The organism is Phycicoccus avicenniae (assembly GCF_050496545.1).
GTDB classification, from domain to species: Bacteria; Actinomycetota; Actinomycetes; order Actinomycetales; family Dermatophilaceae; genus Phycicoccus; species Phycicoccus avicenniae_A.
The window spans coordinates 47796-62883 of record NZ_JBNVZV010000011.1 but is presented as its reverse complement, the minus strand read 5'-3'; the positions used below and the strand labels follow the sequence as shown (position 1 = coordinate 62883).

Annotated in this window: 13 protein-coding genes and 1 tRNA gene; 9 read left to right on the top strand and 5 right to left on the bottom strand. The window is 72.0% G+C overall.

Annotated elements, in window-relative coordinates; all coding sequences use genetic code 11:
• Positions 1-162 precede the first annotated feature (162 nt).
• The gene (locus tag ACQZ2A_RS11110; RefSeq protein WP_430210788.1) at positions 163-366 is read left to right on the top strand and encodes a cold-shock protein; all 204 of its coding nucleotides are present in this window, start codon (positions 163-165) and stop codon (positions 364-366) included.
• A gap of 115 nt (positions 367-481) precedes the next feature.
• Here ACQZ2A_RS11110 and ACQZ2A_RS11105 read toward each other — a convergent pair whose 3' ends face one another.
• Complete coding sequence (locus tag ACQZ2A_RS11105; RefSeq protein WP_430210785.1) at positions 482-2365, bottom strand: penicillin-binding transpeptidase domain-containing protein; 1884 nt, start codon at positions 2363-2365, stop codon at positions 482-484.
• Positions 2366-2525: 160 nt separating this feature from the next.
• Between ACQZ2A_RS11105 and ACQZ2A_RS11100 the strand changes: the two genes are divergently transcribed.
• Both ACQZ2A_RS11100 and ACQZ2A_RS11095 read left to right on the top strand, forming a co-directional pair.
• A complete protein-coding gene (locus ACQZ2A_RS11100) occupies positions 2526-3977 on the top strand; it encodes an LCP family protein (protein WP_430210782.1) in 1452 nt (483 codons plus the stop codon).
• A 184-nt stretch (positions 3978-4161) separates the two neighbouring features.
• Positions 4162-5625 carry a mannitol dehydrogenase family protein gene (locus ACQZ2A_RS11095; protein WP_430210779.1) on the top strand — a complete coding sequence of 488 codons (1464 nt, stop codon included), beginning with the start codon at positions 4162-4164 and terminating at the stop codon, positions 5623-5625.
• Between the two features lie 6 nt (positions 5626-5631).
• On the opposite strand, the gene ACQZ2A_RS11090 is transcribed toward ACQZ2A_RS11095, so the two are convergent.
• Complete coding sequence (locus ACQZ2A_RS11090) at positions 5632-6663, bottom strand: helix-turn-helix domain-containing protein (RefSeq protein ID WP_430210778.1); 1032 nt, start codon at positions 6661-6663, stop codon at positions 5632-5634.
• 263 nt (positions 6664-6926) lie between these two features.
• Between ACQZ2A_RS11090 and ACQZ2A_RS11085 the strand changes: the two genes are divergently transcribed.
• The 4 genes from ACQZ2A_RS11085 (at position 6927) to ACQZ2A_RS11070 (ending at position 10919) form a co-directional block, all read left to right on the top strand.
• Entirely contained in the window at positions 6927-8291 is a 1365-nt protein-coding gene (locus ACQZ2A_RS11085; RefSeq protein ID WP_430210775.1) for an ABC transporter substrate-binding protein, read from the top strand.
• A gap of 105 nt (positions 8292-8396) precedes the next feature.
• A complete protein-coding gene (locus ACQZ2A_RS11080; protein WP_430210772.1) occupies positions 8397-9329 on the top strand; it encodes a carbohydrate ABC transporter permease in 933 nt (310 codons plus the stop codon).
• Positions 9326-10141: a carbohydrate ABC transporter permease gene (locus ACQZ2A_RS11075; protein WP_430210769.1), complete on the top strand. Its 816-nt coding sequence runs from the start codon at positions 9326-9328 to the stop codon at positions 10139-10141. The genes ACQZ2A_RS11080 and ACQZ2A_RS11075 overlap by 4 nt, the downstream gene beginning before the upstream one ends.
• A gap of 34 nt (positions 10142-10175) precedes the next feature.
• The gene (locus ACQZ2A_RS11070) at positions 10176-10919 is read left to right on the top strand and encodes an SDR family oxidoreductase (RefSeq protein ID WP_430210766.1); all 744 of its coding nucleotides are present in this window, start codon (positions 10176-10178) and stop codon (positions 10917-10919) included.
• Positions 10920-11195: 276 nt separating this feature from the next.
• Here ACQZ2A_RS11070 and ACQZ2A_RS11065 read toward each other — a convergent pair.
• A tRNA-Ser gene (locus ACQZ2A_RS11065) sits at positions 11196-11285 on the bottom strand.
• A 144-nt stretch (positions 11286-11429) separates the two neighbouring features.
• Between ACQZ2A_RS11065 and ACQZ2A_RS11060 the strand changes: the two genes are divergently transcribed.
• The gene (locus tag ACQZ2A_RS11060; RefSeq protein WP_430210763.1) at positions 11430-11897 is read left to right on the top strand and encodes a hypothetical protein; all 468 of its coding nucleotides are present in this window, start codon (positions 11430-11432) and stop codon (positions 11895-11897) included.
• Here the strand turns inward: ACQZ2A_RS11060 and ACQZ2A_RS11055 are convergent.
• On the bottom strand, positions 11852-12352 hold the full coding sequence (locus tag ACQZ2A_RS11055) for a GtrA family protein (RefSeq protein WP_430210760.1): 501 nt from the start codon (positions 12350-12352) through the stop codon (positions 11852-11854). The two genes, ACQZ2A_RS11060 and ACQZ2A_RS11055, sit on opposite strands and share 46 nt — an antisense overlap.
• Positions 12349-14448, bottom strand: a complete 2100-nt coding sequence (locus ACQZ2A_RS11050; RefSeq protein ID WP_430210757.1) for an ArnT family glycosyltransferase — start codon at positions 14446-14448, stop codon at positions 12349-12351. Before ACQZ2A_RS11050 ends, ACQZ2A_RS11055 begins: the two co-directional genes overlap by 4 nt.
• Positions 14449-14530: 82 nt before the next feature.
• Here ACQZ2A_RS11050 and ACQZ2A_RS11045 point away from each other — a divergent pair, with 82 nt between their 5' ends.
• Entirely contained in the window at positions 14531-15022 is a 492-nt protein-coding gene (locus ACQZ2A_RS11045; protein WP_430210755.1) for a GNAT family N-acetyltransferase, read from the top strand.
• Positions 15023-15088: the final 66 nt, after the last annotated feature.

Below are 15088 nucleotides of genomic sequence, written 5' to 3'. Positions count from 1 at the left end.
CGGCGCGAGCGAGCCTCCCGTGCTAGGTTCGCTGGCGGTTGCAGCAACAGCAGTACCTCGAAGGTCGAACTACCCTCGCGCCACAGGGGGCTGGAGTCGCATCCACGGTCGGTGCGTAGGGTGCCGGTCGAGTGACACACAGGAAAAGGAAGTACCCCCCACATGGCACAGGGCACCGTGAAGTGGTTCAACGCCGAGAAGGGCTTCGGGTTCATCGCCCAGGACGGCGGCGGCCCGGACGTGTTCGTCCACTACTCCGCGATCGACACCCAGGGCTACCGCAGCCTGGACGAGAACCAGAAGGTCGAGTACGAGGTCACCCAGGGTCCGAAGGGTCCGCAGGCCGAGCAGGTCCGCCCCCTCTGACCGCGGCAACCCCGCGTCTCGCGACCCCCGTCCGGTGCTCCGGGCGGGGGTCGTCCGCATCCGGGCGTGCAGGAATCGACGAATGTGTCACTTGTCGTACGGCGCGGGGTGACGGTCAGCGGCCGGCGAGCGCGGTGAGGAACCGCTTGGTGAGGGGCGCCGCGACCTTCCCGCCGCTCGCGCCCTGCTCGACGAGCACCGCGAAGGCCACGCCACCCTGGTAGCCGGTGAACCAGACGTACGGCTTCTCGTCGACGCCGTGGTCGGCGGTGCCCGTCTTGCCGCGCACGGTGCCGCCGGGGGTGCCCCGCAGCACCGTCGCCGTCCCGGAGGTCACGACCTCCGACATCATCGAGCGGATCTGGGCCACCGCCTGACCGTCGAGCGGAGCCGGGCGCGGTGTGCCCGAACCACCCCGGACGAGCACCGGCGGCAGGTAGGTGCCCCGACCGATGCTCGCCGACATCGTCGCCAGCGCGAGCGGCGAGACCTCCGTGCGGGCCTGCCCGATGACCGCCGCCGCCTGGTCGGTGCCCTTGCGGGTCTCGGGGATGCTGCCGTCGAAGGCGCCGGAGACACCCACCGAGTCGGCCCACCCGGCCCCGATGCCGAGCGCCTTCGCGGCCGTCGTGAGGTCGGTGGTCCCGAGCTTCTGCGAGAGCGAGATGAACGCCGTGTTGCACGAGTGCGCGAAGTCCTGCGAGAACGGCACCGAACCCGGGATGGACTCGCCGGCGTAGTTGCGGAACGAGCGCCCGTCCACGGTCACCTTCTTCGGGCAGGGGACCGTGCTCGACGGCGTGGTCAGGCCCTTGGTCAGGTACGCGTAGGTGCTCGCGATCTTGAACGTCGAGCCGGGCGGGTACTTCCCACTGATCGCGCGGTCGAAGCCGCTGGACGGCGAGTTCGCCGCCGCCAGGACCTCGCCGGTGGCCACGTCGACCGCCACGATCGCCCCGGGGACGGTGAGCGAGGCGTCGGCGAGCGCCTTCTCGGCCGCCGCCTGCACCCGCGGGGACAGGGTCGTGGACACGTCCTTGCCGGGGGTGGGCTCGGTCGAGAACAGCGTCCCGCCCCCGCTCGCCGTGACGGCCAGCCCCGGTGTGCCGGCGAGCGTCGTGTCGTACTGCGCCTGCAGCCCGCTGCGACCCGCCCGGTCACCCGCCGCGTACCGACCCCCGCTCTTCTGCACGATCTCCGCGGTCACCTCGCCGACCGTGCCGAGCAGCGGCTGCCCGAACGTGCGCGTCGGCCCGAGCGGCTGCGTGGCCGTCGGAGCGATCACCCCCGTGATGGCCGTCAGCCGCGCCTTCCGCGGCGCGTAGTCGGACTCGCGGTAGGTGATGACCGCGATGGGCGCCTGCGAGCCGGTGCGCCTGCGCTCGGCGAGGGCCTTCACGACCGAGCCGGCCGTCACGCCGGTGACCTTCTCGACGGCGGCGGCGTCGGCGGCGTCGGCGCGCACCGGGTCGAGCTGGACCTGGTACACCGTGCCCTGCGGCATGAGGGCCTTGCCGTCGCGGTCGAGCAGGTCACCGCGCGCGGGCGCCGTCCGCTCGAGGGCCATCGTCTGCCCGGCCGGCAGCTGCGGGTGCCACGGCGAGCCCTCCCCCGGCCCGGAGACCAGCCAGCGCCCGTCCCGCTCGACGAGGCGCACGGGCGTCGAGTACCTCCACACCGCCCCGCCGGGCAGCGTCCAGGTGACGGCGAGCGACGACGTCGCCGACTCCCCGTCGCGGCGCACGTCCCCGGGCTCGGCGACCACCGTGGCCGACCCCAGTCCCTTGACGGCCGCCGTGAAGCCGGCCGCAACACCGGACTCCGCGAAGCCGACCCGCCCGAGGTCCTTGCCGCGCCAGGCATCGGCGTAGCGCGTCAGCGCGGTGCGGGCGGCGTCGTCGTCACGTCCCGACTCGCGCTGCGCCCACCACCAAGCACCTCCACCGGCCACCCCCACGACGAGGAGAACCCCCACCACCCACCCGAACCGTCGTCCCATGGGCCCCATCCTCCACGACGGGGCGCGGCCGGGCCCGCGGGGACGGCCTTTCCCGTTCCCACCGAACGCACAGCATGGGTCCGTACACTCGGACGGTCGTCCTCGCGTGCCCTCTCGCCACCGAACCACGCCGCGGGGCCCCACCAGAAGGAGATCCGCCGTGTCGGAGAACGCCCGGCGCACCCGGACCCAGGCCCGTGCCGATGCCTCGCGCAGCTCGCGGCGGCGCCGGGTCGCGGTGGTGGGCACCGTGTTCGTCGTCGTGCTCGGGCTCGTCGCGGGCATGGTGTGGTGGCGGCTGGACGGCAACATCAGCCGGCTCGACATCAGCGGATCCCTGGCCAGCGACCGGCCGACGGTCGCCGAGGGGCCGCTGAACATCCTCCTCATCGGGTCCGACACGCGCGTCGGCCAGGACTCGCCCGATGCCGCCCAGGTCTCGGGCGCCCGCTCGGACACCACGCTGATCGCCCACCTCTCGGCCGACCGCCAGCACGTGACGATGGTGTCGATCCCGCGCGACTCGATGGTGCCGATGCCGCCGAACTGCGACGCCAAGGTGCCCAAGAGCGAGTGGCCGGTGCAGCAGTTCAACGCGGCGTTCAGCCTCGGCGGGCCGGCCTGCCTCATCAACACGATCGAGGGCAACACCGACATCTTCATCAACCACTTCGCGGTCGTCGACTTCGGCGGCTTCCGGGGGATGGTCGACGCGCTCGGCGGCGTGCCGGTCTGCAGCCCGGTCGCCATCGACGACCCGAAGGCCCACCTCAAGCTGGCCGCCGGGCGCCACGTGCTGAACGGCAAGCAGGCCCTCGGGTACGTCCGGGTCCGCTACACCGAGGGCGACGGCTCGGACCTCGGCCGGATCAAGCGGCAGCAGGCCTTCCTCTCCTCCATCGTCCAGGAGGCCACCCGCACCTCCCTCCTCCTGCGGCCGGACAAGCTCTACGGCTTCCTCGACGCCGCGACCAAGTCACTGACCACCGACGAGGACCTCGGCCTCGGCACGATGAAGGACATCGCGGACTCGGTGAAGAACGTCGGCGTCAAGAACGTCGCCTTCGTCACCGTGCCGGTCGAGACCTACCCGGAGGACGCGAACCGGGTGCAGTGGACCGCCGGCGCCGACACCCTGTGGCAGGCGATCCGTGCCGACCAGCCGGTCACCGGGAAGCCGAAGCCCAGCGCCACCCCCTCGGCCACCCCCACGCCTCCCACCGTCAGCCCCGCGAAGATCTCGGTCGTCGTCGTCAACGGCACGGGGACCAGTGGCCTGGCCCGCCAGGTCGCCGATGCGCTGCGCGTCCAGGGCTTCGCCCGGGTGACCACCTCCTCCACCGAGGACCGGCCGAACGGGGTCGAGGTCGTCCACGGCACGGGCGGCGCCGAGGCCGCCCGCACCGTCGCCGCGGCCTTCCCCGGGGCACGGGTCACCGAGGACTCTGCGCTCGGGGACTCCGTCCAGGTGGTCGTCGGGTCGGGGGCGCCGAACGTCGTGGAGATCCCGAACCGCCTGGGCAACGACCCGATCCCCACCCCGTCGGTCACCGCGCCGGCGCCGTCGGGCTCGATCGAGGCCCGCACCGCCGACCAGGACATCTGCTCCTGACCCCTCCGGACGCCGGTCGGACCCCCGGGAGACGGCCCGGTCGATGCAAAAGCGTCGGGTCCCGATGCTTTCGTTCCCGTCCGCGGCCGGGGTCTCCCCAAAGACCCCGGAACTTGGTTTCATGCCGTCGGACCCGCGAGGCCGCGCGTGACGCGGCCCCGGCCGCGCGAAAGGACCTCCGCCCGTGACCGCACTCACCACGACGGCAGCCGACCAGGGCGTGCCGTCGCCCACCTACGACCGCTCGGCGGCGACGGTGGGCATCGTCCACTTCGGCTTCGGCAACTTCCACCGCTCGCACCAGGCGATGTACCTCGACCGGCTCATGGAGACCGGCGAGGGGCTGGACTGGGGCATCTGCGGGGTCGGCGTGCTGCCGCAGGACGCCGCGATGCGCGACGCCATGCGCGCCCAGGACTGCCTGTTCACCCTCGTCGTGCGGCACCCGGACGGCACGCTGGAGCCCCGGGTCGTCGGGTCGGTCCTGGAGTACCTCCACGGCCCGGAGGACGCCGCCACCGTGCAGGAGCGCCTCCTCGACCCGGCAGTGCGCGTCGTCAGCCTCACCGTCACCGAGGGCGGCTACCTGAAGAACGCCGCGACCGGCGCGTTCGACCCCACCGACCCGAGCGTCGTGCACGACGTCGCGCACCCCGACGACCCCCGCACCGCGTTCGCCTACGTCGTCGAGGGTCTGCGCGGGCGCCGCGATGCCGGCCTGCCGCCCTTCACCGTCCTCTCCTGCGACAACCTGCAGGGCAACGGCGAGGTCGCGCGGCAGACCATCGTCGGGTTCGCCCGCCTGGTCGACCCGGCGCTCGCGGACTGGATCGAGGCCGAGGTCGCCTTCCCCAGCTGCATGGTCGACCGGATCACGCCGGCCACCACCGACGCGGACCGCGAGACCCTGGCGCGCGAGTTCGGCATCGAGGACCGCTGGCCGGTCCCGGCCGAGCCGTTCACCCAGTGGATCGTCGAGGACGAGTTCCCGCTCGGCAGACCGCGGCTGGAGGAGGTCGGCGTCCAGTTCGTCGACGACGTCGAGCCCTACGAGCTGATGAAGCTGCGGCTGCTCAACGCCAGCCACCAGGCGCTCGCCTACCTCGGAGCGCCGCTCGGGTACGTGCTCGTCGACGAGACGATGCGCGACGGCCGCATCCGCACGTACCTCGAGCGCTACATGGCCGACGAGGCCGCCCCGACCCTCGGCGAGCTGCCCGGCATCGACCTCCCCGGCTACATGGCGACCCTGCTCGAGCGCTTCGCCAACCCGGGCATCCGCGACACCCTCGTCCGGCTGGCGACCGACGGCGCGAACCGGATGGCCACCTTCACGCTGCCCGCGGTGCGGGCCAACCTGGCGGCCGGCCGACCCATCGCGCTCGGTGCCCTGATGGTGGCCGCTTGGGCCGAGTACTGGGCGCTGATCGCGCGAGGAGGGTTGCCGGACAGCGAGATCCCCCCGGACGTGCACGCCGACGCGATGCGTGCGGCAGCCGCTGACGACGACCCCGCGGCCTTCCTCGGCCTCGAGGCGGTGTTCGGGGACCTGGGTGCCGACCCGACCTTCCGGGAGGCGTTCCTGCGGGCCCGCGCGGCACTCTCGGCCGAGGGCGTGGCCGCGACGCTCGACGAGGCCCTGGCCTGACCTACATCAGTCGTCGACGGGGGCGCGACGGCCGAGGCTGAAGACCTCCGGAGGCGGCTTCTGCGAGGACTCGAGCTTGCGGTAGGTCGTCGGGGTGGTGCCCACCTCGGAGAGGAACTGCCGGTTGAAGTTCGCCATGTTGTGGAAGCCGCTCATCGTGGCGACCTGGGCGATGGCGTGGTCCGTGGTGTCGAGGAGCCTGCGCGCGTGGGCGATCCGCAGCTTCTTGACCATGTTGCTGAACGTCATCCCGGTGGCGGACTTGAAGTACTTCGAGAACGTGGGCTCGGACATGTAGGCCATCCGGGCGGCCGTGGCGAGCCGGATGTCGCCGGTGAGGTTCTCGAAGATGTAGGACAGCCCGGCCTCGACCGCCCCCAGCGAGCTGGCGTCGGTGGGGCGCCCGAGCCACTCGCTGGCGACCACCTCGCGGTCCTCGGCGGGTGAGCGGGCGAAGAGGGCGAGCAGCTTGAAGAGGTGGGCCACCTGCTCGGCGCCCTCGGAGCGCACGACGTCGAGGATGGTGTCGGCCGCGCGCCAGGCGGTGGCCCCCGAGAACACCAGCCCCCGCGTGGACTGCTGGAGGACGTCGCCGACCTCCTGCAGCTCGGGGATGAGCTCCATGCAGCCGCGGATCCACTCGTCGGTGAACTGGATGACGGCGTCGCGGTCGGCGGCCACCTGCCCGGGCGGCAGGTCGCTGACCCAGTCGTGCGGGAGGTTCGGGCCCATGATGCTCACGTGGCCCGGCGAGAAGGTGCCCACGTGGTCGCCGGCGATGAAGCTGCCGTGCGACTTGGTGATGAGGTGGATCTCGTACTCGGGGTGGGCGCCCCATCCGCAGATCTCGCTCGGGAAGTCGTGGGTGAGCGTGCGCACCGCGTGCTGCGGGTGCGGCGGGATGATCTCGCGCCGCGGGGCGGAGGGGTAGGGGCCGCGGACGAGCGTGCGGTCGCCCTCGACCCCCTCGACGACCAGGGAGGGGAAGCCGGCGAGGTGTGCTCGCGGGGTGCCCGTGGACTGATACGAAATCGTCACCACTCCTCGTTGACATCGTCGTCTCCGCGGGACTCACCACCGGGTCTTCCTGCGGCCTCGCTCACCCGTGTCGGGGTGTGCACGGGTGAGCACTGGAAAAATAGTATCGAAACAGCGGGGGTGATGGTGCTTGTCGCCGTGTGCCGCGGCTTCCTACATTGCCGGTGTTCCAGGCGGCAGAGCGCAGCGGAACACCCCGGAGGCATCCGGGACCCCGTCTCCTCCCGTGGCAGGAGGGGGCACACCTACCAAAGGAGTTAGGCATGCTCAGCTCGAAGCGCGCCCTGACCTTCGGCGCCGGTGCGCTGGCTTCGGCCCTCGCCCTCGCGGCCTGCTCGTCGGGGAACGTCTCCACCGACAGCGGGTCCGGCGGCGGAGGCGGAGGCAACGTCACCCTCAACCTGGCCACCGTGAACAACGGCCAGATGAAGGACATGGAGAAGCTCAAGACCGAGTACGAGAAGGCGAACCCCGGCACCACCGTGAACTTCCAGGTGATGGAGGAGGGCGACCTGCGCGCCGCCGTCACCGCGGACGTCGCGAGCGGCGCCGGCCAGTACGACGTGGTGACCATCGGGGCCTACGAGACGCCCCAGTGGGGCAAGAACGGCTGGCTCGTCGACCTCACCCCCGAGCTGCAGTCCGACGCGGCCTACGACGTCGACGACATCCTCCCCCCGGTGCGTGACGTCAACACGTTCGACAACAAGCTCTTCGCGGTGCCGTTCTACGGCGAGTCCTCGATCCTCATGTACAACAAGGACCTCCTCTCCAAGGCCGGCGTCACCCTCGGCGAGACCCCGACCTGGCAGCAGGTCGCGGACGCCGCCAAGAAGGTCAACACCGCCTCCACCGCCGGCATCTGCATGCGCGGCAAGCCCGGCTGGGGCGACCTCTTCGCGCCGCTGACCACGGTCGTGCAGACCTTCGGCGGCAACTGGTACGACGACCAGTGGAACGCCACGGTCGACACCCCGGAGTGGAAGGAGGCCGTCACCTTCTACAAGACGATGCTCGACCAGTCCGGTGAGAAGGACCCGGTGTCCTACAGCTTCAACGAGTGCCTCACCGCCCTCAAGGAGGGCAAGGCCGCGATGTGGGCCGACGCCTCCGTCGCCGCGTCCCTCCTCGAGGCCGACGACTCCCCGGTCAAGGGCAAGATGGGCTACGCCCACATGCCGGTGAACAAGACCGAGCAGTCCGGCTGGCTCTGGAGCTGGAACCTCGCCATCCCGTCGTCCACGAAGAACAAGGACGCCGCGCTGAAGTTCGTCAAGTGGGCGACGAGCAAGGACTACATCAAGCTCGTCGGCGAGAAGATCGGCTGGTCCAACGTGCCCCCGGGCTCGCGGACCTCGACCTACGAGATCCCGGAGTACAAGGAGGCCGCGGCCGCCTACGCCCCGATCACGCTCGAGGTCATGAGCTCGGTCAACCCGAAGCAGCCGGGCGTCAACCCGCAGAAGTGGACGGGCATCCAGTACGTGTCGATCCCGGAGTTCCAGGACGTCGGCAACCAGTGCGCCCAGCTCGTCGCGGACTACATCGCCGGCCGCTCCTCGGTCGACGACGCCCTCTCGAAGTGCCAGGCCCTGGCGCAGGCCGCCGGGGACAAGCAGAAGGGCTGATCCCGAGCACACCGTGAGCCGCGGGTGCCGGGACCGGTCCGAGCGACCGATCCCGGCACCCGCTGCCACACCGTCGTCCACCCGCTCGCACAAGGGAGTGCCCGCATGTCCGTCAAAGAGCTCGACGCCGTCCAGGCCGAGGTCGCCACCGAACCGAGGCGGGTGAACAAGAAGGAGCTCCGGTCCGCGCGCGGGCTGTTGCTCCCGGCCGTTATCTTCCTCATCCTGCTGACGCAGGTGCCGTTCGTGGTGACGATCGTCTTCTCGTCGCTGAAGTGGAACCTGCTCTACCCGAACGACCGTGGCTTCACCGGTTTCGACAACTACAAGTCCGCGCTCACCTCGGGGGACCTCTGGCCCTCGATCGTGGCGACCGTCCTCATCACGGCCTTCTCGGTCTTCCTGTCCGTCGTCATCGGCATGGTCTTCGCGCTGCTGCTCGACCGCGACTTCAAGGGCCGGGCCATCGCCCGCACGCTGATGATCACCCCGTTCCTGGTGATGCCGGCCGCGGCCTCCCTCATCTGGAAGTACTCGATGTTCGACACGAACATCGGCATCCTGAACTGGCTCTCGCGGACGCTGGGGCTGCCCATCGTGTCGTGGTCCACCGAGCACCCGATGCTCTCGGTGGTCATCGTCCTGACGTGGCAGTTCACCCCGTTCATGATGCTCATCCTGCTGGCCGGCCTGCAGGGCCAGGACAAGGGCATCCTGGAGGCGGCGCAGGTCGACGGTGCCGGGACCTGGCGCACCTTCACCTGGATCACGCTGCCGCACCTGCGGATGTACGTCGAGATCGGCGTGCTGCTGGGGTCGGTCATCATCCTGCAGGTCTTCGACCCGATCGCGATCCTCACCAAGGGCACCGGCGGCACCAAGACGCTGGCCTACCTGCTCTACGAGCGGGCCTTCATCGGCCTGGACGTCGGGCAGGCCGCGGCCTACGGCGTGGTCACGGTCATCCTCACGATCATCGTGGCGACCGTGGCGTTGCGCACCCTCTTCAAGGTCTTCATGGCAGGAGGCTCCCGATGAACCGCTCCGTGCGCGGCTCGCTCGTCACCCTCGTGACGTGGCTGCTCGTCCTCGCGTTCTTCTTCCCCGTGTTCTGGATGATCATCAACGGGTTCAAGCCGGAGTCGGTCGCGTCCTCGGTCAACCCCAAGGTGTTCTTCACGCCCTCCACCGAGGGCTACCAGCTGGCGATGGACCGCGGCATGAAGGGCTACCTGCTCAACTCGATCACCGCATCGGTGACCGCCACGATCATCGCGGTCGTGCTCGCCATCCCCGCGGCGTACGCCCTCTCGATCCGGCGGGTCAAGAACGTCGAGAACGCGCTGTCGTTCTTCATCTCGACGCGCTTCATGCCGCTGGCGGCGGTCGTGCTGCCGCTGTTCATGATCCTGAAGTCCCTCGGGCTGCTGGACAACATCTACATGCTGGCCGTGGTCTACGGCGCGGTGAACCTGCCGGTGGCGGTGTGGATGATGCGCTCCTTCTTCCTCGAGGTGCCGTTCGAGATCATCGAGGCCGCCCGCGTCGACGGCGCCGGGCTGGGCCGCGAGATCTTCCGGGTCGCGCTGCCGCTGGTGCTCCCGGGAGTGGCGTCGGCCGCGCTCATCACGTTCATCTTCAGCTGGAACGAGTACTTCCTCGCCACGCTGCTCACCTCCTCGGCCGCCCGCACCACCCCGCCGTTCCTCGGCTCGTTCGTCGACGGCCGCGGGCAGTTCCTCGCGGTGCTCTCGGCGGCGGCCACCATCGCCGCGCTGCCGGTGATCATCGCCGGCTGGGTCGCCCAGAAGCAGCTCGTCCGCGGCCTCTCGATGGGAGCCATCAAGTGACCGGCGCGGTCCTCGTCGCGGACGGGGCGCGCTGATGCCCGCCCCGTCCCGCGACCTCACCGACACCGTCGTCGTCGTCACCGGCGCGGGGGGTGGCATCGGCGGGGCGACCGTCGCGCTGGCCCTCGAGGCCGGGGCGCGGGTCGTCGCCGGCGACCTGCGCGCCGACGCCCTCGGCGGGCTGTCCGAGCAGTGGGGGCCCGACCGGGTCGTCACCGTCCTCGGGGACGTGCGCCAGGAGGCGACCTCGGATGCGCTGGTCGCCGCCGGGGTCGAGGCCTTCGGGCGGGTCGACTCGGTCGTGGCCAACGCCGCCGTCGGGTTCTACGGCGGGCTGCTCGACTACTCCTCCGAGCAGGTCGAGCTGATGGTCGACGTCACGCTCAAGGGCACGATCTGGCTGGCCCGGGCCGCCGTCCGGCAGTTCCGGCAGCAGGGCGACGGGGGCGACATCGTGGTCATCGGCTCGGTCGCCGGCCTGCTCATCGGCGGCGGCAAGGAGGCGGTCTACGCCGCCACCAAGGGCGCCCAGGTGAACCTCGGCTACGCCATGGACCGCGAGCTGCGGGCGGAGGGCATCCGGACCACCGTCATCGCGCCGGCCGGGGTGAACACGGCCTTCGCCGCCGCCGACGGACGGTTCGGGGACGGCGACCCGTCGAGCGGGCCGTTCATGGAGCCCGCCGACATCGCCGGGGCGGTGGTGCACACGCTGCAGCAGCCGCGCCGGATGCGCACCGAGCTCTGGACCATGTGGAGCCTGGCCGAGGAGCACTGAGCCCCGGCCACCGTCGGCCCCATCCCCTGCCCGGGCCCGACGGGACGCAGCACGGAGCCCCCGAGGTCGACTGGGCCCCTCGGGGGCTCCGTCCTGCCCGGCGCCCCCGGCCCCACCCGTCGAACGACGAGGACATGCCGCGTGCACTCGAGGTCGCGCGGCATGTCCTCGTCGTTCGACCGGAGCTTCGGCGGAGGGACCCGATGGCGCTCCGCCTCCGGCGGGAACATCAAGAGGCCCCCACGAGCGCGCTCGTGGGGGCCTCTTGATGTTCCGCGGAGGCGGAGGGATTTGAACCCTCGATGGGCTTGAGACCCAAACCGCATTAGCAGTGCGGCGCCATAGACCGGACTAGGCGACGCCTCCAACGCCTGCACAGGGTAACGGGCGGCGCGCCGCCGGGGCAAAGCGACCACCCGGCGGGATCCGCCGAACCGCCGCCGGGCGCCGCCTGCCGGTGCCACACTCCCCCTGGGCGCCGGGGCCGGCGCCCGGACCCGAGGGGGAGACATGAGCGTCGATGCAGCCCAGCGGTACCCGTCCGCACCACCGCCGGCCGCGCCGCGCGGCGACTCCACGCGCACCATCGCGATCGTCGCGCTGGTCCTCTCGGTGCTCGCCCTCGTCGTCCCGTTCGGGATGTTCGTGGCCCCGATGCTCCTCTTCGCCGGTGTCGCCGCCGAGCCCTTCGACCTCGAGGGACCGGGGTCGATGACGGGCCCGGGCGGTCAGGGCAGCCTGTCCGGCACCGACCCCCGGATGCGGGGTGGCTTCGTCTCCGGCGCCAACATCGCAGCGACGGTGGGCGAGGCAGGGTTCGAGGCCGGCGACATCACCTGCCCGGACGTGCGTGACGTGCGGGACGGTACGACCGTCGTCTGCACCGCGCAGGAGACCTACGTCGTCGTGCGGTTCACCGACGAGGACGGCGGCTACCGCGCCGACTGGTTCACGCCGGACGACACGTTCGTCGACTGAACCACCTCGGGGGCGAAGACCCACCAGCGCATCGCGACGTACTTGACGGCCGTCGCGGCCACCGTCGTCACGGCGACCACGGCCGTCTGGACCCACGTCGGGGCGCCCGGTACGAGGACGGCCAGGAGGGCCAGCCCGCCGGACGTCATCCCCAGCGTGAGGACGAACACCAGCAGCCCCTGCAGCTGGTGCCGGGCCACTCCCTCGCGCCCGCGGATGCCGAACGTCCAGCGCCGGTTCGCCCAGGTGTTCCAGACCGCCGCGACGAGCAGGGCCACGGCGTTGGCGACCTGCGGGGCGCCGAGGGCGTGCCGCAGGACCACGAACCCGCCGAGGTGCACCAGGGTGCTCGCCGCCCCGACCACCCCGAAGACCACGAGCTCACGGGCCAGCGCGGTCCGGGGCCGGCCCGCGGGCGCCACGACGGACGGCGAGGGGTCGGCGAGGCTGCTCACTGCCCCGCGCCCGTCGGCTGCGTCAGGTCGTAGAACGTCTGCCCGCCGAGGGTCACCGCCGTGAAGTTCTCCGAGGCCCAGGTGTTGATCTGGTCGGCCACGTCGGACCCGCCCTGCTGCCCCCGGAACCCGCCGCCGGCCGCGAGGTAGTGGATGCGCCCGTCGGCCACGTCCTGCTGGAACTCGGCCAGCGTCGGCGAGGGGTCGGACCCGTTGAACCCTCCGATGGCCATGACCGGCCGCTCGGTGGCCAGCTGCAGCGCAGCCGCGTTCTGCGACCCGACCGCGGCCGCGACCCAGGTGAAGGAGTCGGCGTCGGCCGTGAGCGCCGCGACGGCCTCGGCCGAGGGGGTGGTGCCGTCGAGGAGGCCACCCATCCCGCCGCCCGCGGCGCCGCCACGACCGGTCGTCGTGCCGCCCTGCGTGGCCCCACCCTGGGCGTTCCCGCCGCCGAAGGGCGTCGTCCCGCCGTTGGGGTTGGTCGCGGTCGTCCCACCCGGAGGCGTGCCTCCGGGAGCGCCGCCGCCACCGGGCATCCCGCCCGGTCCGCCGCCCCGGCCACCCGTGGACGGGCCGGCCGTGACGATCGACCCGCTGTGTCCCGTGGACAGGGTCGTGGCGGCGTAGGCGGCCGGCCCCGCGAGTCCGGTGACGACCGCCATCCCGGCGACCGCAACCAGAGCCCGGCGGTGCAGCCGGCCCACGACGAGGAACAGCAGCGTCGCGGTCAGGCCGAGGGCGAGCACCCCGAAGCGCACCCAGTCGCCGTAGGCCGTCGTCCGGGAGAGGAGGACGAACGCCCACACCGAGGCCGCCGCCGTGCCGGCCGAGAGGGTCAGGGCCCCCAGGGCCTCGTGCCGGCGCTGCCACGCCTCGCCGGCGCCCATCCCGACCAGCGCGGCGATGGGCGGGGCCAGCGCCACGGTGTAGTACTCGTGGAAGATGCCCTGCATCAGGGAGAAGACCAGCGCCGTCGACACGAGCCACAGCCCCATCGCGAGGTACGCGGCGCGCCGGCGGTCGGTCCGCGGGGCCCGCCCCCGCAGTGCGAGGCCGCCGACGAGGAACACCAGGGCCGCCGGGATGAGCCACGAGATCTGACCGCCCACCGAGGAGTCGAACATCCGGGTCAGGCCGACGCCGTTCGCGAAGCCGCCGGCACCGCCACCGCCCCCGCCGCCCACCTTGCCGACCTCGGAGCCGTCGAGCCGGCCGAGGCCGTTGTAGCCGAAGGTCAGCTCGAGGAACGAGTTCGTCTGGCTCCCACCGATGTACGGCCGCGCCGAGGCGGGAACGAGCTCGACGACGGCGACCCACCACCCCGCAGACACGAGGAACGCCGCCGCGGACACCAGCCCGCCGACCACCCGTCGCCGCAGTGTCGTGTCGGCGCAGAGCATCCACACGAGCGCCACGGCCGGCACGACGAGCAGCACCTGGAGGGACTTCGTGAGGAAGCCGAAGCCGGTGAGCACGCCGGCGAGGGCGATCCAGCGGTACGAGCCGGCCTCGACCGCGCGCAGCGTGGCCCAGACGGCCAGGGCCATGAGGAGGGTCAGCAGCGCATCGGGGTTGTTGAAGCGGAACATCAGGACGGCCACCGGGGTCAGGGCGAGCGTCGCACCCGCGAGCAGCGCCGCGCCGTGCCCGAACCAGCGGCGCACCGACGCGTGGACGACGGCCACGGTGCCGACGCCCATGAGCACCTGGGGGAGGAGCATCGCGAAGGAGGAGAGCCCGAGGAGGCGCACGGACAGGGCCATGACCCAGAGGGATGCGGGGGGCTTGTCGACGGTGATGGCGTTGCCGCCGTCGAGGCTGCCGAAGAAGAAGGCCTTCCACGACACGCTGCCCGCCTGCACCGCCGCCGAGTAGAAGCTGTTCGCCCAGCCGCTCGCGGTGAGGTTCCAGAGGTAGGCGGCACCGGTCAGGACGAGGAGGGCGACGAGGGCCGGGCGGGCCCAGGCCGGGTCGGACTCCGGTCCGCGCAGCGCCCGGCCGAGGCGTCCGGACCGGTGCGCGTTGCTCGCGGAGGGGGAGGGGAGGGCCGGCGTCGGGCCGGTCGGGCGGGCGGTGCGCAGGGTGGCGGTGTCCATGCCTCCCACGGTCGCCGGGGCGGCTGTGGTCATCCTGTGGCGATGCTGTCGCGGCGGCCTGACCCGGTGCGAGGATCGTCGTGTGCCTGTCGTCGTCCGTCCCGCCCGCCCCGACGAGCTCGTCGCCGTCGGTGAGCTGACCCTCGCCGCCTACTCCGCCGACAACGGGATGACGCGTGAGCATCCCTACGCCGCAACGCTGCTCGATGCCGATGCGCGCGCTCGCGAGGCCGTGCTCCTCGTCGCGGTCGAGGCCGACGGCCGGCTGCTCGGCACGGTCACCTACGTCCGGCCCGGCACGCCGTTCGCCGAGGTGGGCGGTCCCGGCGAGGCCGAGGTACGGATGCTCGCCGTCGACCCCGCGGCCCGCGGTGCCGGGGTCGGGCGGGTCCTCAGCGACGAGTGCGTGCGCCGGGCGCGTGAGGACGGCTGCGCCGCCGTGGTCCTCTCGAGCGGTTCGTGGATGCACGCCGCCCACCGGCTGTACGGGCGGATGGGGTTCGTCCGCACCCCGGAGCTCGACTGGAGCCCCCGCCCCGACGTCGACCTCCTGGCCTTCCGCCTCGACCTCTGACCCCCGGACCCTCTCGACCCCACTGATTGCGCATCCGCCACCTCGCGGGGCGCCTAGGAGCGCTCC